Raw genomic sequence first — 22,510 nt, 5'->3', positions numbered from 1 at the left:
GTTACAAATAGTTACGTACTTCTAAACCATATTTTCTTAAATCAACACAGCCTTCTATTTGTTCTTCTTGCTGCCGCGATAAATCGATGACTCGCGGCGGCAGATGATGCTGATGCACACTGTGGTAAAACACCTTTACCCGTGGCAACGTCGGCTTTTTCTGATTATTCTCCAGTACTAAGGCTAGCCGCCCAGTCGTTAAGCGTACCACGCTACCCGGCGGGTAAACGCCAATACATTTAATGAACAATTGTAATAAACTATTATCCAATTGTGCTGGCGCCATCGCCATCAGTTGCCGGATCACATTAAGCGGATTCACGTAGCTGGTTTGCACATTACTTAATTTCTCATACAAATTAACGATGGTTAGCATACGGCTACCATTACTGATTTGTTGTTCTTGGAGCGGCGGTGAGCCACTGCCATCTAACAAGGCACAATGTTGGCTGATCCAAAAAGACACTTCGCCAGCCAAAGCCGTGCTTTGCTGCAACACCATCAAACTGGTGCTAATGGCGTTAGCATCGGGTTGTTGCAACAGCATCGGCTGTTGCGCTTTACCCACATCATGTAACAAGGCTGCCGTGATCAGGTTTTGGACTTTGTGTTTGGGGAAATTTAAAAAACGGGCGAAAGCGGCCATATAAACGGCACAGTTAATGGAGTGTTGTAGCAGCATATCGCTTTTTTCGGCGATACGAGTCAAATACAGCAAAACATCCGGATTGCGACTAACCGAATCAAATAATCCGGCACTGACTTCATGTACCAGGCTCAAATCAATAGGCTCTTCGTTGGCGGCGGCTTTTAGCACCTGCTGCTGTGTTTTTTTGGTTTGCTCTAAACTGCGCTCGGCTTTGGGTTGCTCTTCGGCAAATACTGCGCGAAATGCTTCGGGCTCTTTTTCAGGTGGTGGCGGTTTTGTTTCGACTGGGCGTGGGGTCAGTTGTTTGCTCGGGTCAATGGCAACCACAAGCACGCCCTGATTTTTTAAATTGCGGATGCTTTCACGTGTGCGGACAAAGCCAGCATGTTTGATGGCCAGTTGTCCGGTTTGCTCCAGCACTTTGACAATATAGCTGCCGGGCTGTAATTGGGCTATCGACACTCTTTGATATGGCATCTAATGATCTTTGCATCCGTGAAAAGTGATGAGACTCAACTAGGTCGTATTCCTAGCATAGCAAAAAGCCCGCATTTAAGCGGGCTTTTTTAATCGCACAAGCTTCTATTTTGCCGCGTTAACCGACGTTTTCAGCCATTGTCATTAACGAGGCATTACCGCCAGCCGCTGTGGTGTTGATGGTAATGGTTTTTTCAGTGACTAAGCGATGTAACATCCGTTCATCGGCAGGCGCGGTGATTAACGGCAGTATTGCACCTTCACGCGCGGCGATCAGTTCTGCTGCCAGCGGTTTTAAAGCACTGCTGACTTCAATCACGGCACCGGCCAGATCGGTATGCGCTAACAACGTCGTTAAGCAATCTAAGCGAACTACCGCTAACAGATGTTGTGGCATACCGGCAGCAATTAACGCTTTAATACAGGCTTCCGCTTCGATAACATCGTCTTCTTCAACCGCGGTGATCACGGCATTACCTGCGGCTAAAGCAGTAATAATGCTTAATAACCAATGGCTAAAGCTGCTGGTGTCATCACGCAGTAACGCTAATATCCCGCGTGGATCTAACGTTAAAGTGTTGCTTTCACCTGTCGGCCCCGGCAGATTAATCGGCCGTTGCAGCTCCAGTTCAACACGTTGTAACTTGCTGCGGGCCACGGTTAACACTTGCTCTAAATCAGGCTCTTGTCGACTGACAACCTTGTTAGAAGCCAAAGAGGCTAAGAACTGCCGTAACACAGATGTACGCTGGTTAATGGGTAAGGCTGCCCATTTATGCTGCGCAATATCCGCCGCTGGCATGGCATAAGCCACGGCACGGCTGGTGGTTTCTGCCAGCAGACGCACTTTTTTACCCTCATCTAACGCTGGGCAATCAACACTCAGGTTATCTTTGACTAAGCGCTGCAAATACAGTGGGCCACCGGCTTTGGGGCCGGTACCCGATAAACCACGACCACCAAAGGGTTGCACACCAACCACGGCACCGATCATGTTACGATTTACGTAAATATTTCCGGCTTTAATTTCACGGCGAACTTTTTGCGTTAACTGATCAATACGGCTGTGCACACCGGTGGTTAGGCCATAGCCGGTGGCATTGATTTGCGCGATCACGTTATCAATCTCTTCCGCTTTAAAGCGAATAATATGCACCACAGGGCCAAACACTTCACGCTCTAACACGGTGAGATCGCTAATTTCGTATAAGTGTGGTGCAAAGAAGAAATGCTCACCTTCTGCTGGGATCGGACAAGCAAAATGCAGCGTCGCTTTATCTTGCAAATACTGTACGTGATTGGTTAAACGCTCATGTGCTTTGCTATCGATAACCGGGCCTAAATCGGTGCTTAACCATGCAGGATCACCTACATGTAGCTCTGCCATGGCGCCTTTGATCATGGTGATAATTTTATCTGCAACATCTTCTTGCAGGAACAACACCCGTAAGGCCGAGCAGCGCTGACCCGCGCTTTGGAAACCCGAAGAGATCACATCATCGACCACTTGCTCAGGCAAGGCTGTCGAGTCGACAATCATACAGTTTTGACCGCCTGTTTCCGCGATAAGCGGCACAGGTTCACCGCCGCGCTCAGCTAATTTACGGGCGATCCAACAACCGGTTTCTGTTGAGCCGGTAAACATCACACCTTGCACACGCAGATCCGGCACAATGTGTTCACCTACTTGGCGCCCTGGTGCAATGACCAACTGCACCACATGCTTAGGCATGCCGCATTCACTTAACAGCTCGAGCGTCCGCACGGCAACTAAGCTGGTTTGCTCTGCCGGTTTGGCAACAACAGTATTACCGGCAACAATAGCGGCGGCCACTTGGCCGATAAAAATTGCTAGCGGGAAGTTCCATGGGCTAATACATAAGAACACGCCACGGGCTTGTTGTGGTTTAGCGAACAACAGCTCAGCTTGATGCGCGTAATAACGACAAAAATCAACTGCTTCTCGTACTTCCGCTACGGCATCGGCCAGCACTTTACCGGCTTCTTTAACGCAGAGGGTCAGTAATTCATCTTGATGTGCTTCCATGGCATCGGCTAAGCGACGTAACAAGGCGGCGCGCTCCGCAACCGGCGTATCAGCCCAACTGGCAAAAGCGGCGTCGGCATCGCTTAACATTTGCTGCATGGCTTCAGGGGTAGCATATTGCAGGTAACCAATCACTTCTTTTAAGTTGGCCGGGTTTACTACCGCTACGTCATCCGCGTCGCTGCTGACGACGTGCAGTTTGTCTTCCCACTCTTCCATACTCTGTTTTAGCGGCGTCAGCTGGTTGATGTCGGTGAGATCTAAACCCCGCGAGTTATTGCGGCTGTGGCCAAATAAGGCGATGGGCAGTGGAATGCCTGGGTTACGTTTACTTTGCCAACCTTTGACGATTTCTACCGGGTCATGCAGTAAGGATTCAACCGGAATAGAATCGTCGATAATGTTGTTAACAAAAGAGCTGTTGGCACCGTTTTCCAATAAACGACGCACCAGATAGGCTAATAAGTCAGAGTGTTCGCCAACCGGAGCATAGATGCGGCACGGGATCTTTTCATTTTCGACAATCAGATCATAAAGTGCATCACCCATACCGTGCAGACGTTGGAATTCAAAGCCAGTCAGATCACCTGCCATTTCAATAATGGTGGCGACGGTATAGGCATTGTGCGTGGCAAATTGCGGGTAAATACTGTCACGATAACTGAGCAGTTTTTTCGCACAAGCTTGATAAGAGACATCGGTAGCCGGTTTGCGGCTAAATACTGGGAAGTCGGCTAAACCTTCTACTTGCGATAACTTAATTTCAGTATCCCAATAGGCACCTTTTACTAAGCGCACCATCATTTTACGGCCAACTTTAACCGTTAACTCGCGCAGCCATTCAATGACATAAAAGCCGCGTTTTTGATAGGCTTGTACGGCTAAACCAAAGCCTTCCCAACCATCCAGATCGGGGTCGCTAAACACTTTGGCAATCACATCTAACGACATGTCTAAGCGGTCAGCTTCTTCCGCATCCACGGTAAAGCCGATATCGTATTTTTTAGCGGCTAACGCCAGTTGTTTTAAGCGCGGCACTAATTCGGCATGCACCCGATCTAGATGGCTAAATTCATAGCGTGGGTGGATAGCAGATAATTTTACCGAGATACCCGGGCTAACAATGGGGCCCCGACCTTTGGCTGCTTTACCAATAGCTTCAATGGCCGTTAAATAAGCCTCAAAATAGCGATCTGCATCGGCCATGGTACGGGCGCCTTCGCCCAGCATATCGTAAGAATAACTAAACCCTTTGGCTTCCATGACGTTAGCACGTTCTAGTGCCTTATCAATGGTGGTACCCAAGACAAATTGCGTACCCATAATTTGCATGGCATAGCGCACGGCTTGGCGGATCACTGGCTCGCCTAAGCGACCACAGGTACGCTTGAGCAAACCAAATTGTTGTTTTTTCTCGTCATCAGAATAATTAACTAATTTACCTGTGACCAATAAGCCCCAGCTTGAAACGTTAACAAATAATGAGCTGCTGTTGCCCAGGTGAGCACTCCAATCGCCTTGCGATAATTTATCGCGGATCAGTCGATCGGCTGTTAGGCTGTCAGGCACACGCAGCAAGGCTTCGGCTAGGCACATTAACACCAAGCCTTCCTCTGTCGACAGTGAAAACTCGTTTAATAGGGCATCAACTCCGCCTTTACCCACCTGCGCTTGGCGAATATATAAAACCAGTTGCCGTGCACGCTCCCAAGCCCGACTGCGTGTTTTCGCATCCACTTCTGCCAGTGGCAACAAAAAGTCTAGAACGTCATCTTCATCGGCGCGGTAATAATCGCGAATGAGTTGGCGGATAGGGTCTGTGGTGACCAAAGAACCATTAAACAGCATAGAATTATCCTGATTGTCGATACGTGAATTTGCGTTGTCATTAATGACCCGCACGAACATGCCTTTGGCTTTATTGTTATCAGCGGCATTTTAGAGAAAAGACCACAGCATAGGGTGGTTATTTTTGCGGTTTAACCGTATATAATTCTGTCAACAATATCAAATACCCAAGAAAATACTGCTATGAACTCGAACCCCAAAGCGAAAGCACTTGATCGTATTGACATCAGTATTCTCGATACGTTGCAAAAAGAAGGTCGAATTGCCAATGTTGACTTAGCCAAAAAAGTCAATTTAAGTGCTAGCCCTTGTATTGATAGAGTAAAACGTCTTGAAAAAGAGGGGTTTATTGAAGGTTATGGCGCAAGGCTGAATAGTGGCAAGTTAGGTTATGGCACCGCGGCTTTTATACAAGTAACGTTAGATAGAACCACCAGTGATGTGTTTGATAAGTTTCGCGATGCCGTGGTGCAGATCCCGGAAGTGGCAGAGTGTCATATGGTTGCTGGGGGCTTTGATTATTTACTGAAACTGCGATTACCGACTATGGAAGCTTACCGGCAGATCCTTGCCAAGATAGTCGATTTACCCGGCGTAGCGCAAACCCACACCTATGTGGTGATTGAGCAAGTGAAAAACGACCGCGGTTTACCCTTGAAAACGCATGCTGATGCCAGTACGCCCCCACAATAGGGGCGTTGGCGTGTTACATCCAGCGGTCGCTGTTGCGACGGCTTGGAATTAGTTTGGGTAACAATAAACCGAATACTAAACCGAAGGTTAAAATCACACCACCAATGGTCATTGGTTGCTGCCAAAAGCTTGCTTGGGTGGCATTCAGTTCGGTGGTTAAACGCTCGTTATTACGTCGTAGTTGTTCTAATTCTTGTACGGCTAAATCACGCTCGAGTGTTACTTGATCTAAAGTGGCTTGCAGTTGGCTGGCACCTTGCTCAAGGCTATTTAAGCGCGAGCTTTGCTCTTGAAAAGTGGCCGTTAATTCACTCAGTTGGGCATTTAAACCGGGCGTAAACGTCAGATGCTCTTTTGGCAACCAAGCGGTTTTATCTTCTTCATACTGAATTTGCGCATAATCATTGTCTTCAGACAGGAATACCACGCTGCTACCGGCCGCTAACGTGCCGACGATACGATATTGATTACCCGGCCCAGAGTGCAAGTACACCACTAAGGCATCGCTGATAAAAGCCGGTTTTTGCTCAGTTTGGCTTTGTGCAGGTAACACGCATAGCAAGAGACTGAGTAAAAATAACGAACGAACAGAGCTGCGAAATAATCTAAACATAGGTATCCTGAGACTTAATTTAAAACAGATGTCATATAACAATATCGGCGATGATAGGCAGTTGTGTGGCAATTGACAAGGACTAATAGCCGTAAGGCCAGTTCGCTGTCGGAGAGTGGTAATGAGTCTGGAACTTGAACTTAAGTATTTAATCAGTGCTGCAGATGCCGCGTTACTGCCGGATCTGTTACAGCTTTACCCCATTTTACGTACAACTGAACCTCAATCACTGTTAAATGCCTACTTTGATACGGCAGAGCATTGGTTTCGGCAACATGATATGGGATTGCGCTCGCGCTTAAAGTTAGGGCGTTTTGAGCAAACCTTAAAGCTAGCGGGGCAACAACATGGCGCCTTGCAAATTCGCCCAGAATACAATGTACCTTGTCACGGTGTGATACCGCAGCTTGACCAGTTTCCTGCTGAAGTGTGGCCCGCAGACACAGATATTAGCGCATTGCAAACACAGCTGGTTGAGCTATTTCGTACTGACTTTCAGCGCAGTAGCTGGGTGGTACAACTGCCGGATGCTGAAATTGAAGTGGTCTACGATAATGGCGAAGTGCGAGCCGGGGAGCGGCGCCAAGCGATTTCGGAAATGGAGCTAGAGTTACTTTCAGGGCGGCCACAAGCCTTGTTTGAACTGGCCGAATTCTTATTAAAAGCCTTGCCATTGCGCACCGGTTGGCTTAGTAAAGCCGCCCGCGGTTATCAACTGTTCCATAATAAAACCACTGCTAGACCCAAGCCGTTAGCTGCCCAACAAGCTGCACAACCGCTACTGGTGTATTTGCAGCGTTTACAGCAATTAGAAAACTGCTATTTGCAAGAGTTAGCGCCTGATTTGTTGAGCGAGGTCGAAGACGCGTTACAGCAACTTGCGCATCAATTAACCGATGAAGGACAACAACTCTTGTCCAGTCAGGCGCGCACAGCGGCCAGAGAGTTGGCAGAAAGCGGTGCTTTAGTCTTTAACAGTCAGGCGTATCATCTGCTGTTATTAAAGGTATCCGCTTTACTGTTACAAGACGTTTAAGCAAAGGAGTACAACATGACCGCATCACAGGCGCAGGGCAGCTATTGGCAAGCCGATTTTGAAGCCTTATCACCGCAATTGGACGCGGCCACGTTGGCTAAGCTTACTCGTCTGTTGCAGTCTAGTACTTTTATTGGCCGCACGCTCAGGCAACAGCCGCAGTTGCTGGCGCTCTGTTGTGATAATGAACGTTTACAGCAGCACTTAGCCGCTGGTTTTCATGATCCCTTAACTGCCATCACTTCAACGGCTGAAAGCGACGTATTTTCTGCGTTACGTCGTTATCGAAATGCCAGTTTATGCTTGATTATGGCGGCGGATATTTTTGAATTACAACCGATTGCCGCCAGCCTAACGTCGGTATCGCAATTAGCGAATACCTTGATTAACAGCGCCTATCAATGGGCTTATCAGCAGCAAAGCCTCAGTAGTGGTCAGCCTTTAGATGAACAGGGCGAGCCCATGCCGTTACTGATCTTAGGCATGGGTAAGTTGGGTGGTGGTGAGCTGAACTTCTCATCCGATATCGATTTGATATTTACTTATCCCCGTAACGGCGAAACGGTGGGCGGACGTCGGCCGTTAGAGCATCAACAGTTTTTCACTAAGGTCGGGCAAAAGCTGATTGCCGCCTTACATCAGGTGACGGCTGATGGGTTTTGCTATCGTGTGGATATGCGTTTGCGGCCTTTTGGCGATAGCGGGCCGCTGGTACTCAGTTTCGCAGCGCTGGAAGATTACTATCAAGAGCAAGGGCGTGAATGGGAACGTTACGCCATGTTAAAAGCGCGCGTACTTAACCCCGATAAGCGTTACGCGCCTGAGTTACAAGCCTTATTAAAACCCTTTATTTACCGGCGTTATATCGACTTCTCCGCGATTGAATCGCTGCGGCGGATGAAACAGTTAATTGAACAAGAGAATCGTCGACGCAATCGGCGCGATAACATTAAGCTTGGCGCAGGTGGGATCCGCGAAGTGGAATTTATTGTGCAAACCTTGCAGTTAATTCGTGGTGGGCGTATTCCACAATTACAGCAACAATCGCTGTTAAAGGTGTTGCCTTTACTGCAAGAGCACGAGCTACTGAGTGCCGAACATGCTGCCGCTTTGCAGCAAGATTATCTGTGGCTGCGTCAAGTAGAACAAGGCCTGCAAGGTATTGACGATAAACAAACACAAACCTTACCGGCCGAGACGATGGGTCAACAACAGTTATTAGCGTGTTTAGGGCGAACCGATTGGGCCAGTTTGCAGGCAGACATTGAAGCGGCTATGCAGCGTATTCATCAGTATTTTAAATTGGTGATTGAGCCAGAAGAAAACCTGGAATCGCAAGAGTTAAGCCTTGGGCGCTTATTGTGGGACAGTGACAGTGTAGGCCCGGATTTAGCCGAGCAAGTTGATTGGTTAGATCTGGCTGAGGCAACTGCACTGCTGGAACAATTACAGCAGTTTAAATTGGATTGTCAACGCCGCTCAGTGGGTCCGCGTGGCCGTGAATATTTAGCCAAGCTGATGCCACAACTGTTGCATTGGTTACAGCATCAACAGGCTTCTAATACCATTTTAAGTCGGATCCTTGGTGTGTTTAGTAAAATCGTCACCCGCACCGCCTATTTAGAATTACTTTTTGAAAATCCGCCTGCGATGCAGCAGTTGGTGCTGCTTTGCTCGCAAAGCGGTTGGCTGGCCGAGCAACTGGCCCGTTATCCGATGCTGCTGGACGAATTGATTGATCCGAGCCAGTTGTATCAGGTGGCCACCATTGATGACTATCGTGATCGCTTACGCTTATATTTATTGCGAGTGCCGGAAGATGACTTAGAGTTATTAATGGAAACCTTGCGGCAATTTAAACAAGCGCAGCAGCTACGTATTGCCGCAGCTGATATTTCGGGGGCTTTGCCCTTGATGAAAGTGAGTGATCACTTAACCTGGTTAGCTGAAGTGATTGTTGAACAGCTGGTGAATTTAGCGTGGCAACAAATGGTGGCTCGTTATGGTTTACCGGCGGGAGCCAGCGATCAGGATAAAGGTTTTGCGGTGATTGGCTATGGTAAGCTCGGCGGTTTAGAGCTGGGTTATGGCTCGGATCTTGATCTGGTATTCTTGCATCAATGCCGCAGCCAAGAAGGCACCTCCGGCGATCGTAGCATCGATTCGTTGCAATTTTACTTAAAACTTGTGCAGCGCATTCTACATTTAAGTACCACGCGCACCAACAGTGGCGTGCTGTACGAGATTGATACGCGCTTAAGGCCTTCCGGTAATTCTGGCTTGTTAGCTATTCATATCGACACCTATCAGCAGTATTTACAGCAGGATGCCTGGACGTGGGAGCACCAAGCTTTAGTCCGGGCGCGGATGATCTTAGGCTCGGCGGATCTGCGATCCCAATTCAGCCAGATCCGGCAACACATTTTAACTTTAGCGCGCGATCCTGCGCAATTAACCCAAGATGTGCTGCAGATGCGTGCTAAGTTGCGTGAGCATCATGGTGTCGCGACGGATGATGTAAAACACAGTGTTGGCGGTATTGTTGATCTGGAATTTCTCAGCCAATATTTGGTGTTAGCTTATAGTAAAGACTATCCGGCGCTGTTTGAATTCACCGATAATATTCGTATCTTAGCGGCCGCGGCGGCCAGTGGTTTACTGCCAGAAGCGGAGGCCACGGCTTTAGCCGAGGCGTATCAAGTATTACGTGGCGCAGGGCATCGGCATACACTTGCGCCTGCTACGGTGAATGTGGATAGCGGCTTGGCGCAGCATCGCGCGCAGGTACAGCAAAGTTGGCAGCATTGGTTTGCCAATGCGCCAACAGCTTAAAGCTGGTAAGGGTTAGGGCCGGTCGCCACACAGTTTTGTTGAAAAAACGGATCGGTTAAATAGGTCACCACTAAAGCCCGGGCATTAGGACAAAAAAAGCCAAAAATAGGCTGCTTAAAATCCGGGCTGATGGTCACCGTCATTTCCTGTAATGCTTCGACTAAACTACCGTTTGTGACAAAGTACTCTTTAACAACGTAGTCGCGCGGTAACGCCCAAAATAGCTGCATTTGCTCTTGATCAGCATAATCTTGCAACACCTGCTTAATGGTTTTTCCGGCTTCAAAACGTCGACGGATCTGTTGGCCACGCCAGGTTGCCGCGGCCGGTGCGGCTACTTGCAATTCGCGTCGACGTAGGCGCAAGACCAATTCATCGCTCGTATCCGGAATGGTAATAATAAAATCGCTGGCATCGCGGGTTTTTTGCAGGCTGGTGCGATAATCCGAATAAAAACGGCTAAAGCCCTCGGCGGCGGCATTCTTTTTAGTTGGATCAAACAATAGCTCAGGTTTAGTGACGAGCAAAAACACTAGGCCAATGACCAAGATCCCCACTAGCAGCTGTAATAAAATCTTCATGGGTTATAACGTCCTAGTCATATAATGACGGTGCTTCAGCATCCGGTCGGGTTTTAAACCGCCGATGCAGCCACATATACTGTTCGGGGTTTTTTAATACGGCTTGCTCAACCCACTGATTAACGCGGGTTACATCGGCGCGATCATCGCCACTGGGAAAATGATCAAACGCCGGCAGTATATCAATTTGATAGCCGCGATAATCAGGTAAACGATAAGTATAGATCGGGATCACCACGCAGTTTGCCGCATTGGCAAAAAGTAAGGTGCCGGTGGTGGTGGCGGTATCTGCCACCGCAAAAAAAGGAACAAACTCAGCCCGACTGCGGCCGTAATCTTGATCAGGAAGATAAAAACACACTTCTTGCTGATTTAGCGCTTGGATCAAGCCTTTGACATCCCGCTTGCCAATCATATATTTATTGCTGCGGATGCGACCGTGGTACTGCAGATAATCCATTAGCGGATTATTGTTCGGACGATAAAAACCAATACTGGGGTGGGTTAAGCCAATCACTCGCCCAGCCGCCTCTAAGTGTAGAAAATGCCCCGCCAGCAATAAAATACCCTTGCCGCTGGCGACCGCCTGCTGGATATGCTCGTAACCGGTAATATGGGCTAAGCGACGAACCCGCCAATCCGGCCACCACCAGCCAATTACTGTTTCAAACATGGCTTTGCCGCTTTCTTCGGCATTGCGCCATAACAAGGCTTCACGCTCAGCCGCGCTTTTCTCTGGAAAACAAAGCTCGAGATTTCGTCTAGCAATTTTTTGACGGGATTTTAAGGCTTTAAATAATAACTTTCCTAAGGCTGCGCCTAGGGTCATCAGCACACGGTAGGGTAACCAGCTGATAAGGTACATCAAGCCGACACCGATCCATAACAGCCAATAACGCGGCAATAAAAAACGCCAACTAAACTGAGGAAACTTAACCAAAATTGATATCCGAAAAAAACAAACTGTCGGTATTGTATCGAAAAAATCGCAGCAGGAAAGGTGAAACTGGTAGGAGCATACGAAAAGACGAGGTATACCGACGCGCGGTATACCTCAACAGATTTACATCGTCAGTGCGTTGTTAATGGCTAACAGGTCTTCTTCTGTTAAGTTACCGGCAGCTTGTTTGAGCTGTAACTGCGCTAGGATGTAATCATAACGCGCACCTGATAGGTTACGTTGTGCATCAAACAAGTTACGGGTGCTGAGTAAGACATCAACGATAGTTCGGGTACCCACTTCAAAACCGGCTTCAGTTGCTTGTAAGGCGCTTTGTGCCGAAATAACCGCTTGTTCTAAAGCACGGATCACCGACATTTGCGAATTGACATCGTTAAATGAGCTACGCACTTGTCGAACCACAGAGCGATAGCTTTGTTCTAAAGCTTGGCTGACTTCAACATAGCTAGCTTGTGCCACACGCACGTTTGCATCAATAGCACCGCCGCTGTAAATCGGTACAGAGAGGCTAATGCTGATTGAGCTGTTGTCAAAGCGATCAAAGCCTGATGTTTTAGATACACCTAAATTGGCAATCGCATCAACAGTGGGTAAATGACCCGCTTTCGCTAAATCAATATCAATTTCAGCCACATCTAACGAAATGCGCTGAGCTTGTAAGACCAAGTTGTTTTGCTCAGCAATGCCAACCCACTCATTAGCTGCTGCAGGCTGCGGCCGTGAGGTAGAAAATTTGTCGGTATTTAACATGGCTACTTCAGCATGATACTGACCCGTGATTTCGCGTAGGGCTTCACGGGCATTTTCTAGGTTGTTTTCACTGCTGATTTCACGCGCAACCACGCTGTCATATTGTGCTTGAGCTTCATGCACATCGGTAATCGCCGTTAAGCCTACCGCAAAACGTTGTTTGGTTTGCTCTAACTGGCGTTCTACAGAGCGTTTTTCTGCAGCCACGAACGTTAAGTTATCTTTGGCTTTTAACACGTCAAAATAAGCTGACGTTACGCGTAAGATCAGGCCTTGCACTTCAGCGTTGTAAATGGTTTGGCTTTGCAGCGCCACTTTTTCTGCGCGTGGCAAACTTTGCCAATCAAACCAATCAAACAGGCTTTGCCGCGCGGTAACGCTGGCACCGATGCTGTTACTGCCACCGAAGCGTAAATCATCGTTAGAAGAACGACCAATTTCAGCGCCAAAGCTGACAGAGGGTAATAAACGGGCTTTAGAAATATCAATACGCGCGGTAGCGGCATCGCGGTTAGCGGCAGCACGTTGCACAACCGGATCCTTTTGGGTAGCGAGCTGATACACCGCTTTTAAGTCATCAGCCTGTAGTTGTAGGCTAAAAAAACTCAGCGATGACAGCACTAGAGTGCTTAATAACGTCTTTTTCATGTAATAAATCCTGGCTGAATAAGGAAACTGCCCAAATGATAACCTGTTAAAGTAAACTAGGTAACGTTTAAACCGTAAAGTTACCCGGTAGAGTGTAACAAAATGTGAGGGCAACCATGTCGCAATTCAAGATAGAGCAGTATCCTTCTTTTCAAGCAGAAGATCTGGAAATTCTCGACAAAACCACGGTTTTTCAGGGCTTTTTTCGGATTGAGCGTTGGCAACTGCGACATAAGCTGTTTGCAGGCGGTTGGAGCCAGCCAATGACCAGAGAAGTTTTCGAGCGCGGACAGGCTGTGATAGTCTTACCTTATAATCCACAAACCGACGAAGTGGTTTTGGTTGAGCAGTTCCGCGTGGGCGTGGTCGATCAAGGTCAAAGCCCGTGGTTACTGGAATCTATTGCTGGAATGATTGACGACGGCCAAACGGCAGAGCAAACCGCTATTCGTGAAGCGAAAGAAGAAGCGGGCTTAACCTTAAGCGAGCTTTGGCCAATGTTAAATTATTTTTCGAGCCCCGGTGGCACCACAGAGAAAATTCATTTGTATTTAGCCCGGCTAACACAACCCGTTACTGGCGGTTTATTTGGGCTCGATGCTGAACATGAGGACATCAAAATGCACGTTATGCCACGGCAAACGGCCATGCAATTATTAGCAACAGGGCACATTAACAATGCTGCGACAGTGATTGGCTTGCAATGGTTAGCGCTGCATTTAAGCGATGTGCAGCAACGCTGGGGTGAACGCCTTGCATAAATCGGTTTATGTACCGCAGTTACCCGACTTTTTGAGTTTGTGTGAACGCAACTATGCCGCACTGCTGCCGTTATTGCCCGAATCGCCGCAACTTGGCGAGCAATTATTTATCGCGCTGGGTGAGCAGGATATTTATTGCATAACGGTACTTGAGGTTGCGCGCTTTACCACTCGGGTGAAAATAGAGTTAAGCAGTGCCGATCATGTTTATTTTCAACCCAGTTTTGATGTGCAGCTTTACCATGATGCGCGGTTAGCCGAAGTGGTGCGAGCGCAGCAGCAATGGCGTTTTATTGGTGTGTATCCTTATCCGAATGCCACCATGTCGCAGCCTGATGAAAAACGACAAATTAATATGTTACTGCGCGATTGGTTAAACTTATGTGCGCGGCGCGGTACTCGGCAGCATTCGGCGGTGTCAGGTTAATGCACAACTATGTCTTCCCAGCAAAAGCGGCCTATCGTTTAGTGCAAATTACCGATTGTCATTTATTGGCAGAACACGATGGCATATATCGTGATTGCCAACCGGCGGTGCACTTACAAGCGATTTTAGCGCAATTACAACTGTCGCCACCCGACGCACTCATTTTAACCGGCGATCTCACCCAAGATCACACCTTGGGCAGTTATCAATTATTGGCACAACTTTGCCAAGAGCTAAGCTGCCCCGTGTTTGTGTTACCCGGTAATCATGATGATTTGGCTATGTTAGCTCAGCTGCAACAACAGCCACCGTTTCAAAGGGCAGAAAGTTTAAGCTTAGGCGAGTGGCAGCTGTTTTTGTTAAATACCAAGGGCGCGACACCTGCCGGTGAGTTTGCCGAGGATCGGCAAAGCGCTTTAGCCCAGCAGTTTGCAAAAAGTCAGGCCAAACAGTTTTGGTTGTTTTGTCATCACCACCCTCAGCCATTGGGCTGTTTTATTGATAAACATGGTTTGCGCGATCAACAGACCTTTTGGCCCTGGTTACTGCGCGAACCCAAAATTAAAGGGCTGGCGCATGGTCATGCGCATCTGGCCTATCACAAGGTGGCGCAGGGCATTGATATTGTGGGTTGCCCAGCCAGTTCGGTGCAGTTTTTAGCAAGCGATGACTGGCAAACCGTTAATGCCGGACCACAATGGTGCGAATGGTATTTTGCTGCGGCAGGTCAGGTCAGTTGGCAGTTTAAGAGGCTTTAATGCAACGAATTTTATATTTACACGGTTTTGCCAGTTCCAGTCTTTCGACCAAGGCGGTGCAAACCCAAGCTTACTTTACGGCATTACCGAATGTGCATTTTCAAGCGCTAGATTTACCTTACACGCCCGATGCGGCGATGCAGGTATTAGAGCAAGCCATAGTGCAACCGCCAACAGCCATTATTGGCAGCTCGCTGGGTGGGTTTTTAGCCACGGTACTGGCCGAGCGTATCGGCTGTCGCGCCTGCGTGATCAACCCGGCTGTGGCACCGCATCGGGTATTAAACCAATTTTTGGGTGAGTACGAACATCCGGTGTTACAACAGCGTTATCAGGTACAAGCGCAGCATATGCAACAGCTCGAAGCCTTGATGCCGATGCAGTTGCAACAGCCCAGTCGCTATTTAGTCCTTTTGCAAAGCGGTGATGAGGTGTTAGATTATCGTTTGGCCGTGGATTATTATCAGGGCGCACAGGTTCAGCTAGTTACAGGTGGTGATCATAGCTTTGTTGGTTATCAAGATTATCTGCCACACATTGCCGATTTTTGTCTGCAACCTCAGGAAACGGGAAGCCAAATTACAGTATGACTGAACAACTTTATAATGCCGAATCGATCGAGGTTCTCACCGGTTTAGAGCCGGTGCAGCGCCGTCCAGGTATGTATACCGACACCACTCGGCCAAATCATTTAGCGCAAGAAGTGATTGATAACAGCGTGGATGAGGCGTTAGCCGGCCACGCCGATTTAGTGCAGGTGATTTTGCATGATGATCAATCGATTGAAGTTATCGATAACGGTCGAGGCATGCCGGTGGATATTCACCCTGAAGAAGGGGTGTCGGGCGTAGAATTGATTATGTGCCGGCTGCATGCGGGTGGCAAATTCTCTAACAAAAACTACCAATTCTCCGGTGGTTTACACGGTGTTGGTATTTCTGTTGTTAACGCCTTATCGAGCCGAGTGGATGTGAGTATTCGCCGCGATGGTCAGGTTTACGATATCGCCTTTGAACATGGTAACAAGGTGGCAGAGTTAGCCGTTAGTGGCACCGTAGGTAAGCGCAATACCGGTACACGCGTTCGGTTTTGGCCCACCGCCTCTTATTTTGATTCACCCAAGTTTTCAGTGAGTCGTTTGTTACATGTATTAAAAGCCAAGGCCGTATTGTGCCCTGGTTTAACCGTAAAGTTCGATGACAAAGTTAACCAGCAACAGTATCAATGGTGTTATGAAGCCGGTATTCGTGACTATCTCGCCGAAGCCGTACAGCATTTTATTGCCTTACCTGAGCAGCCGTTTGTTGGGCAATTTACCGCCAGTACCGAAGCGGTAGAGTGGGCGTTACTGTGGCTGCCGGAAGGGGGGGAGCTAACCACCGAAAGCTATGTGAATTTAATTCCAACGGCGATGGGCGGTACGCACGTTAATGGCTTGCGCCAGGGGTTGTTAGAAGCCATGCGAGACTTCTGCGAATACCGCAATTTGTTGCCACGAGGCATTAAGCTATCAGCAGAAGATGTCTGGGATCGCTGCGCTTACGTGATGTCATTGAAAATGCAAGATCCGCAGTTTGCTGGCCAAACAAAAGAGCGTTTATCGTCACGGCAATCGGCGGCTTTTGTCAGTGGTATTGTCAAAGATGCCTTTAGCTTGTGGTTAAACGAGCAAACCGATGTGGCTTTAGCCTTAGCCGATTTTTGTATTAACAATGCCCAAAAGCGACTACGGGCTGCGAAAAAAGTCATTCGTAAAAAAGTGACGTCAGGCCCCGCTTTACCCGGTAAGTTAGCCGATTGCTCGGCACAAGATTTAGCTCGCACCGAACTCTTTTTAGTCGAGGGTGACTCGGCGGGTGGCTCGGCTAAACAAGCGCGTGATCGGGAGTTTCAAGCCGTGATGCCACTGCGCGGTAAAATTTTAAATACCTGGGAAGTAGAATCTGGGCAAATCTTGGCTTCACAAGAAGTTCATGATATCTCCGTGGCCATTGGTATCGATCCTGATTCGTTAGACTTATCCAGTTTGCGTTATGGCAAGGTGTGTATCCTAGCGGATGCCGACTCGGATGGTCTACACATTGCCACCTTGCTGTGTGCTTTGTTTATGCGACATTTCCGCCATCTAGTTGAGCAGGGCCATGTCTATGTTGCCATGCCGCCATTGTATCGAATAGACATTGGCAAAGATGTGTACTATGCGCTTGATGAAGAAGAGAAAAATGGTATTCTCGACCGTATCGAAGCGGAAAAGAAACGCGGCAAAGTTAATGTGCAACGTTTTAAAGGCTTAGGTGAAATGAACCCGCTGCAACTGCGTGAAACGACAATGGATCCGAACACCCGGCGTCTAGTACAACTGACTATAGACGACGCGGCGCAAACGATGGAATTGATGGATATGCTGTTGGCGAAAAAACGTGCTACCGATCGGCGTGATTGGCTGGAATTAAAAGGTGATAGAGCCATCATCGCTTAATCTAGGCACGGCTAAAGCATTTATGGAGTTACCTGTGAAAAAACTGCTGGTCATTCTTCTGTGGTGTTGGGTTAGTTTCGGCTATGCTGAGTCGTTACCTGATGATGTGCCTGAGTGGCTGCAGCAAGTTGCTGCAGAAAAAAATCGTGCGCCAGAACAAATGCTCGAGATTTTAACGGCTAATCAGGCGCAGTTTGCTCACTTAAGCGCAGTGGCTCAGGCTTATTGGTTAAATCATCAAGCCACCATTTTAAGTCATTTAGGTCGTTTTCAAGAGCAGCAAGCGGTGGCAGAGCAGGGTATTGCGCTACTCAAAGATAACCCGAGCAGTTTATATGCCGAGCTCAGCTATGAGCTGGGCTTTGCCTTTGAAATGAAATTAGCCTTAGCCGATGCGATGAAGTGGTATCAAAAAGGCATGGCGACGGCAATGGCTGTCGAAAATGAAAGGCTGCGTTTACGCGGGCTAATTAATATTTCGGCGGTTGATTCGTTACAAAATCGTACGCATCAAGCGTTACAAAACTTACAAGATACCTATGCGCGAGCGACGCAATTAAAAGATAAAGAGCTCTTAGCCGAAGTGAATGCACAGCTGGGCTTGTTGTACTCTAACTTGTCGTATGAGCAAGACGCGCAAGAGTTCCTAGAGCAAGCCTTAGTGCTGTATGAAGAGTTAGGCTGGCATAAAAACCGCGTGACGGTATTGTATAATTTGGCTCGCAATTACAGCTATTTAGAAGACTTTGAGTTAGCGCTACAAAGCTTCGAGCGGATGTTGCAATCGGCCTTAAAAGAGCAAGATATACTGAATTTGTATTACGCTTACAACGGTTTGGCGATAACCAGTAATGAAATGGACAAACCGCAAGTGGCGTTAAATTATATGGAAAAAGCCGAAGAGTATTTGGCGGTTATTCATTCCGACTATTATTTAGCCAGTCATCATTATGAAAAAGCGCTGATTTATCAAAACTTGCAGCAAAACACCCAAGCCATGCAGCAATTATTGCTGGCCGAGCAATATATGCAAACGGCAGAGAACAGTGGTTCGGGTAATATGCTGTTATCGTTTCAATTACTCAAAGCGGAATTGTTAGCGGATCAAGGGCAATATGAACGTGCTTTTCAAACTATGCGGCTTTTTGTTCGTGGTTTTCAGCAATTTCGAGATAAAGAAAACGAGTTAGAAATTGCAAAAATGCGCTTGAGTTTTGAAGCCGAGCGCGAGCAAGTTCAGCAAAATATGTTAGAGCAAGAATACCAATTAAACGCGTTACGCTTAGCAGAAGTTGAACGTAATAGAGTAATGCAATGGTTATGGCTGGGCATGGCCGCGACCCTAGGGCTATTCATACTGGTGGTGGTGTTATTACTGCGCCGCACCCGTTCAGCGAAGGCCACACCCAGCTCGCCAACACGACAGGATCAGGCATGACAGAAACCGTACTTTCCGCCGATGGCACCGAACAGCTGCCACTGCGCCGCTTTACCGAAGAAGCCTATTTAAATTACTCCATGTACGTGATTATGGACCGGGCCTTACCGCATATCGGTGATGGGTTAAAACCGGTGCAACGTCGCATCGTCTATGCCATGTCCGAATTAGGCCTGTCGCATCTGGCGAAATATAAAAAATCGGCGCGTACTGTCGGTGATGTGTTAGGTAAGTTTCATCCGCACGGTGATTCCGCGTGTTATGAAGCCATGGTATTGATGGCCCAACCCTTTTCATATCGTTATCCGTTGGTTGACGGCCAAGGAAACTGGGGTGCGCCGGACGATCCAAAGTCTTTCGCGGCAATGCGTTATACCGAAGCCAAATTATCGCGCTTTAGCGAAGTCTTGTTATCTGAGTTAGGCTCAGGTACCGCCGATTGGATCCCAAATTTTGACGGTACCCTCGAAGAGCCCAAGGTGTTACCGGCTCGTTTACCGCATATTCTACTTAATGGTATCACCGGTATTGCAGTAGGTATGGCCACGGATATTCCACCGCATAACGTGCGTGAAATTGCCAATGCGTGTGCTGAGATCTTGGATAATCCGAAAGCTGAATTAGCCGATTTATTACAGCATGTGAAAGGCCCCGATTATCCAACCGATGCCGAAATTATCTCTTCTATCGAAGATATTGCTGCGGTATACGCGACAGGCCGCGGTAGCATTAAAATGCGTGCGGTGTATCTGCAAGAAGAGGGCGATATTGTGATAACGGCGTTGCCGCATCAAACGTCGGGCTCGAAGGTACTGGAGCAAATTGCGGCGCAAATGCAGGCGAAAAAGCTGCCAATGGTGTCAGATTTACGTGATGAATCGGATCACGAAAACCCCACCCGCATTGTTATTGTGCCACGCTCTAATCGTATTGATGTTGAGCAGTTAATGCAGCACCTGTTTGCCACCACTGACTTAGAGCGTAGCTATCGGGTTAACCTGAATATTTTAGGGCTAGATCACCGGCCACGGGTGCGCAATTTACTGGAAATCTTAACCGAGTGGCTGAGCTTTCGCCGTGACACCGTGCGTCGGCGTTTGCAGTTCCGCTTAGATAAAGTGTTAGACCGTTTGCATGTATTAGAAGGTTTGTTAATTGCCTTTTTAAACATCGACGATGTGATCCGTATTATTCGAACGTATGACGAACCTAAGCCTGAGTTGATCGCCTTTTTTGGGGTAACAGAGCGCCAAGCTGAAGCGATTTTAGAGCTGAAATTGCGCCACCTTGCCAAGCTAGAAGAAATGAAGATCCGGGGCGAGCAGGATGAGTTGAGCAAAGAGCGCGATAAGCTGCAGGCTATTTTAGGCTCTGAGAAAAAACTGACTAAGCTCGTGCGCGATGAGTTGATGGCCGATGCACAAAAATACGGTGATGATCGCCGCAGCCCTATCGTGCAGCGTGAAGAAGCCAAAGCCTTAAGCGAAAAAGAATTATTGCCAAGCGAAGCGGTTACCGTGGTGTTATCTGAAAAAGGCTGGGTGCGCTGTGCCAAAGGGCATGATGTGGATGGCAATGCCCTCAGTTATAAAGCCGGCGATGCGTTTAAAGCCTTGGCGAAAGGCCGCTCGAATCAACAAGCGGTATTTTTAGATTCCTCGGGCCGCAGTTATGCCACCGAAGCGCATGAACTACCCTCGGCTCGTGGCCAAGGTGAGCCATTAAGCGGCCGTTTCGGCATTGTTGCCGGCGAAACCGTTGAGCACGTGTTAATTGCCGATGAAAAACAAACATTACTGCTCGCTTCTGATGCGGGCTATGGTTTTGTGGCGGAATTTAATGACTTACTCAGTCGCAATAAAGCCGGTAAAGCGCTGCTCAGTTTACCGACGGCGGCAAAAGTATTGCCACCGTTACCGGTTGGCAACCCCGATACCGATTTACTGCTGTGTATTTCAAACGAAGGCCGTATGCTGGTGTTCCCTGTGGCCGAGTTACCGAAGCTCAGCAAAGGTAAAGGTAATAAGCTGATGTCGATCCCGTCGGCACGTTCAGCCAGTCGAGAAGAATTTGTCAGTTTGTTAGCCGTTGTACCGGCTGATGGCAGTGTCACCTTAGTGGCCGGTAAGCGTAAACTTAGCCTGAAAGTTGATGACTTACAGCACTATCATGGTGAACGCGGTCGGCGTGGTAATAAGCTGCCACGCGGTTTACAGCGCATTGATGAAATAATTGTCAATGGCCTTAGTGATCAAACCAGCAGCCCGAGCGAATAACGTTATAATAGGCCCTGATCTGATTGTGGTGTGAGTTGGCAAGGGGCCTGATGTGGTTGCTGTATTGCGTATAGTGTTATTAGTGCTGTTTTTTATTGGCAGCACCGTGGCGGGATTACTGGTTTGTTTATTCCGCCCTTTTCATCCTAACAATGTGGCATTGTTTAGCAAATGGTACGGCAAGGTATCGTGGATCCTCGGCATTGACGTAGAGATCCGTTACGATCCGGCGATTGTACCAGGCGAGCCATACGTGTTTATTGCTAATCACCAAAATAACCTCGATTTATTTACTATCAGTGGTTCAGTGCTACCGCGCACCGTAACCATTGGTAAGAAAAGCCTGAAATTTATTCCATTCTTTGGCCAATTATATTGGCTTAGCGGTAACTTCTTAATTGACCGTGATAACAAAGCTAAAGCGCTCAACACGATGTTGTTTGCCGCAGAGCGTATCGCCAATCAAAAAATCTCGGTATGGATGTTTCCCGAAGGCACCCGCAGTTATGGTCGGGGGCTGCTGCCGTTTAAGATGGGCGCTTTTCACATAGCTTTAGAAGCGAATGTACCTTTAGTGCCGGTATGTATGAGCTCTACGCATAACCAGTTTAAATTAAACCGCTGGCGCAACGGTAAAGTGATTATCCAAATGAATGCGCCGGTGGTGCTGACTAAAGATGATAATTTACGCCAGTTTGCCCGAAATGTTCGCCAGCAAATGGCAGATCAAATTAGCGCGCTTGATGCCGAGCTGGCTAACGACTACACTGCGCAACAGAAAAAATAACTGAGTACTCTTTATGGAAAACTGGCAAGAATTTACCGCAGAAACCATCAGTGCCTTATTAGAAGATGGTAGCGATCCGGATGCACTGTATACCGTGGAACATCATTTTTATGATAAAGACTTTAATAAACTTGAAAAACTGGCGGTTGAGCTATTTAAGCTAGGTTATGAAGTGACCGATGCCGAAGAAGTTGAGTTTGAAGATGGCGCCAATGCTTGGGTCTTCGATGCCATCTGTGAGCAAGCTTTAGATGAAGCCGCGATCACGGCAGATGCCATTAAATTGGAAGCTTTAGCGAAAAAACATCAGGTTGAATATGACGGCTGGGGCACCTACTTTGAAGGTGACGATGACGAAGCGTTCGATGAAGAGTTTGACGAAGACGACGAAGCTTAATTTAGCTTGGGCTTGCCAGCTTCGCTGTTGTGCACAGCGAAGCGGTTAGCAA

General features: G+C 48.0%; 18 protein-coding genes. 12 read left to right on the top strand and 6 right to left on the bottom strand.

Annotation, left to right across the window (positions count from 1 at the left end):
• Position 1: 1 nt before the first annotated feature.
• Positions 2 to 1,126, bottom strand: coding sequence for an HD-GYP domain-containing protein (locus L1N97_RS13505; protein WP_236130149.1), 1,125 nt, complete (start codon positions 1,124 to 1,126; stop codon positions 2 to 4).
• 118 nt (positions 1,127 to 1,244) lie between these two features.
• Positions 1,245 to 5,021 carry a bifunctional proline dehydrogenase/L-glutamate gamma-semialdehyde dehydrogenase PutA gene (putA, locus tag L1N97_RS13500; RefSeq protein ID WP_236130148.1) on the bottom strand — a complete coding sequence of 1,259 codons (3,777 nt, stop codon included), beginning with the start codon at positions 5,019 to 5,021 and terminating at the stop codon, positions 1,245 to 1,247.
• 183 nt (positions 5,022 to 5,204) lie between these two features.
• Between putA and L1N97_RS13495 the strand changes: the two genes are divergently transcribed.
• Positions 5,205 to 5,714, top strand: a complete 510-nt coding sequence (locus tag L1N97_RS13495; protein WP_226751731.1) for an Lrp/AsnC ligand binding domain-containing protein — start codon at positions 5,205 to 5,207, stop codon at positions 5,712 to 5,714.
• 13 nt (positions 5,715 to 5,727) lie between these two features.
• On the opposite strand, the gene L1N97_RS13490 is transcribed toward L1N97_RS13495, so the two are convergent.
• A complete protein-coding gene (locus L1N97_RS13490) occupies positions 5,728 to 6,327 on the bottom strand; it encodes a TIGR04211 family SH3 domain-containing protein (protein ID WP_236130147.1) in 600 nt (199 codons plus the stop codon).
• A gap of 121 nt (positions 6,328 to 6,448) precedes the next feature.
• On the opposite strand from L1N97_RS13490, the gene L1N97_RS13485 reads away from it, so the two are divergent.
• Both L1N97_RS13485 and glnE read left to right on the top strand, forming a co-directional pair.
• Entirely contained in the window at positions 6,449 to 7,363 is a 915-nt protein-coding gene (locus tag L1N97_RS13485; protein WP_229587121.1) for a CYTH domain-containing protein, read from the top strand.
• A gap of 15 nt (positions 7,364 to 7,378) precedes the next feature.
• Positions 7,379 to 10,195 carry a bifunctional [glutamate--ammonia ligase]-adenylyl-L-tyrosine phosphorylase/[glutamate--ammonia-ligase] adenylyltransferase gene (glnE, locus tag L1N97_RS13480; RefSeq protein WP_236130146.1) on the top strand — a complete coding sequence of 939 codons (2,817 nt, stop codon included), beginning with the start codon at positions 7,379 to 7,381 and terminating at the stop codon, positions 10,193 to 10,195.
• Here the strand turns inward: glnE and L1N97_RS13475 are convergent.
• The 3 genes from L1N97_RS13475 to tolC form a co-directional block, all read right to left on the bottom strand.
• On the bottom strand, positions 10,192 to 10,776 hold the full coding sequence (locus tag L1N97_RS13475; RefSeq protein ID WP_229587125.1) for a TcpQ domain-containing protein: 585 nt from the start codon (positions 10,774 to 10,776) through the stop codon (positions 10,192 to 10,194). The two genes, glnE and L1N97_RS13475, sit on opposite strands and share 4 nt — an antisense overlap.
• 13 nt (positions 10,777 to 10,789) lie before the next feature.
• Positions 10,790 to 11,716 (bottom strand): LpxL/LpxP family Kdo(2)-lipid IV(A) lauroyl/palmitoleoyl acyltransferase, encoded by a 927-nt coding sequence (gene lpxL / locus L1N97_RS13470; protein ID WP_236130145.1) that lies wholly within the window; start codon positions 11,714 to 11,716, stop codon positions 10,790 to 10,792.
• 123 nt (positions 11,717 to 11,839) lie between these two features.
• Entirely contained in the window at positions 11,840 to 13,135 is a 1,296-nt protein-coding gene (gene tolC / locus L1N97_RS13465) for an outer membrane channel protein TolC (protein ID WP_229587145.1), read from the bottom strand.
• A gap of 116 nt (positions 13,136 to 13,251) precedes the next feature.
• Here tolC and L1N97_RS13460 point away from each other — a divergent pair, with 116 nt between their 5' ends.
• Genes L1N97_RS13460 through rraB form a run of 9 tightly spaced genes read left to right on the top strand, consistent with a single transcriptional unit; the run spans position 13,252 to position 22,458 of the window.
• Positions 13,252 to 13,896, top strand: coding sequence for an NUDIX domain-containing protein (locus tag L1N97_RS13460; protein WP_229587147.1), 645 nt, complete (start codon positions 13,252 to 13,254; stop codon positions 13,894 to 13,896).
• Positions 13,889 to 14,323, top strand: coding sequence for a DUF1249 domain-containing protein (locus L1N97_RS13455; RefSeq protein ID WP_236130144.1), 435 nt, complete (start codon positions 13,889 to 13,891; stop codon positions 14,321 to 14,323). Before L1N97_RS13460 ends, L1N97_RS13455 begins: the two co-directional genes overlap by 8 nt.
• Positions 14,323 to 15,081 carry a metallophosphoesterase family protein gene (locus L1N97_RS13450; protein ID WP_236130143.1) on the top strand — a complete coding sequence of 253 codons (759 nt, stop codon included), beginning with the start codon at positions 14,323 to 14,325 and terminating at the stop codon, positions 15,079 to 15,081. The genes L1N97_RS13455 and L1N97_RS13450 overlap by 1 nt, the downstream gene beginning before the upstream one ends.
• Positions 15,081 to 15,671: a YqiA/YcfP family alpha/beta fold hydrolase gene (locus L1N97_RS13445; protein WP_236130142.1), complete on the top strand. Its 591-nt coding sequence runs from the start codon at positions 15,081 to 15,083 to the stop codon at positions 15,669 to 15,671. Before L1N97_RS13450 ends, L1N97_RS13445 begins: the two co-directional genes overlap by 1 nt.
• Entirely contained in the window at positions 15,668 to 17,560 is a 1,893-nt protein-coding gene (parE, locus tag L1N97_RS13440) for a DNA topoisomerase IV subunit B (protein ID WP_229587189.1), read from the top strand. Before L1N97_RS13445 ends, parE begins: the two co-directional genes overlap by 4 nt.
• A 34-nt stretch (positions 17,561 to 17,594) precedes the next feature.
• The gene (locus L1N97_RS13435; RefSeq protein WP_236130141.1) at positions 17,595 to 18,998 is read left to right on the top strand and encodes a hypothetical protein; all 1,404 of its coding nucleotides are present in this window, start codon (positions 17,595 to 17,597) and stop codon (positions 18,996 to 18,998) included.
• Complete coding sequence (parC, locus tag L1N97_RS13430; protein WP_236130140.1) at positions 18,995 to 21,274, top strand: DNA topoisomerase IV subunit A; 2,280 nt, start codon at positions 18,995 to 18,997, stop codon at positions 21,272 to 21,274. The genes L1N97_RS13435 and parC overlap by 4 nt, the downstream gene beginning before the upstream one ends.
• Before the next feature lie 52 nt (positions 21,275 to 21,326).
• The gene (locus L1N97_RS13425) at positions 21,327 to 22,061 is read left to right on the top strand and encodes a 1-acylglycerol-3-phosphate O-acyltransferase (protein ID WP_236130139.1); all 735 of its coding nucleotides are present in this window, start codon (positions 21,327 to 21,329) and stop codon (positions 22,059 to 22,061) included.
• 13 nt (positions 22,062 to 22,074) lie between these two features.
• Complete coding sequence (gene rraB / locus L1N97_RS13420; RefSeq protein WP_229587217.1) at positions 22,075 to 22,458, top strand: ribonuclease E inhibitor RraB; 384 nt, start codon at positions 22,075 to 22,077, stop codon at positions 22,456 to 22,458.
• Positions 22,459 to 22,510 lie beyond the last annotated feature (52 nt).

Origin of the sequence: Rheinheimera sp. UJ63 (genome assembly GCF_021568285.1) — a bacterium.
GTDB classification, from domain to species: Bacteria; Pseudomonadota; Gammaproteobacteria; order Enterobacterales; family Alteromonadaceae; genus Alishewanella; species Alishewanella maricola.
Note: the sequence above shows the minus strand (reverse complement) of the source record. Positions and strands in the feature narration are given on the sequence as shown.

Coding starts and splice junctions, on each gene's coding strand:
- glnE (WP_236130146.1), top strand. CDS start 7,379: ATGACCGCATCACAGGCGCAGGGCAGCTATTGGCAAGCCGATTTTGAA.
- parC (WP_236130140.1), top strand. CDS start 18,995: ATGACAGAAACCGTACTTTCCGCCGATGGCACCGAACAGCTGCCACTG.
- L1N97_RS13490 (WP_236130147.1), bottom strand. CDS start 6,327: ATGTTTAGATTATTTCGCAGCTCTGTTCGTTCGTTATTTTTACTCAGT.
- rraB (WP_229587217.1), top strand. CDS start 22,075: ATGGAAAACTGGCAAGAATTTACCGCAGAAACCATCAGTGCCTTATTA.
- L1N97_RS13460 (WP_229587147.1), top strand. CDS start 13,252: ATGTCGCAATTCAAGATAGAGCAGTATCCTTCTTTTCAAGCAGAAGAT.
- L1N97_RS13475 (WP_229587125.1), bottom strand. CDS start 10,776: ATGAAGATTTTATTACAGCTGCTAGTGGGGATCTTGGTCATTGGCCTA.
- tolC (WP_229587145.1), bottom strand. CDS start 13,135: ATGAAAAAGACGTTATTAAGCACTCTAGTGCTGTCATCGCTGAGTTTT.
- putA (WP_236130148.1), bottom strand. CDS start 5,021: ATGCTGTTTAATGGTTCTTTGGTCACCACAGACCCTATCCGCCAACTC.
- L1N97_RS13450 (WP_236130143.1), top strand. CDS start 14,323: ATGCACAACTATGTCTTCCCAGCAAAAGCGGCCTATCGTTTAGTGCAA.
- L1N97_RS13445 (WP_236130142.1), top strand. CDS start 15,081: ATGCAACGAATTTTATATTTACACGGTTTTGCCAGTTCCAGTCTTTCG.
- L1N97_RS13505 (WP_236130149.1), bottom strand. CDS start 1,126: ATGCCATATCAAAGAGTGTCGATAGCCCAATTACAGCCCGGCAGCTAT.
- L1N97_RS13485 (WP_229587121.1), top strand. CDS start 6,449: ATGAGTCTGGAACTTGAACTTAAGTATTTAATCAGTGCTGCAGATGCC.
- parE (WP_229587189.1), top strand. CDS start 15,668: ATGACTGAACAACTTTATAATGCCGAATCGATCGAGGTTCTCACCGGT.
- L1N97_RS13495 (WP_226751731.1), top strand. CDS start 5,205: ATGAACTCGAACCCCAAAGCGAAAGCACTTGATCGTATTGACATCAGT.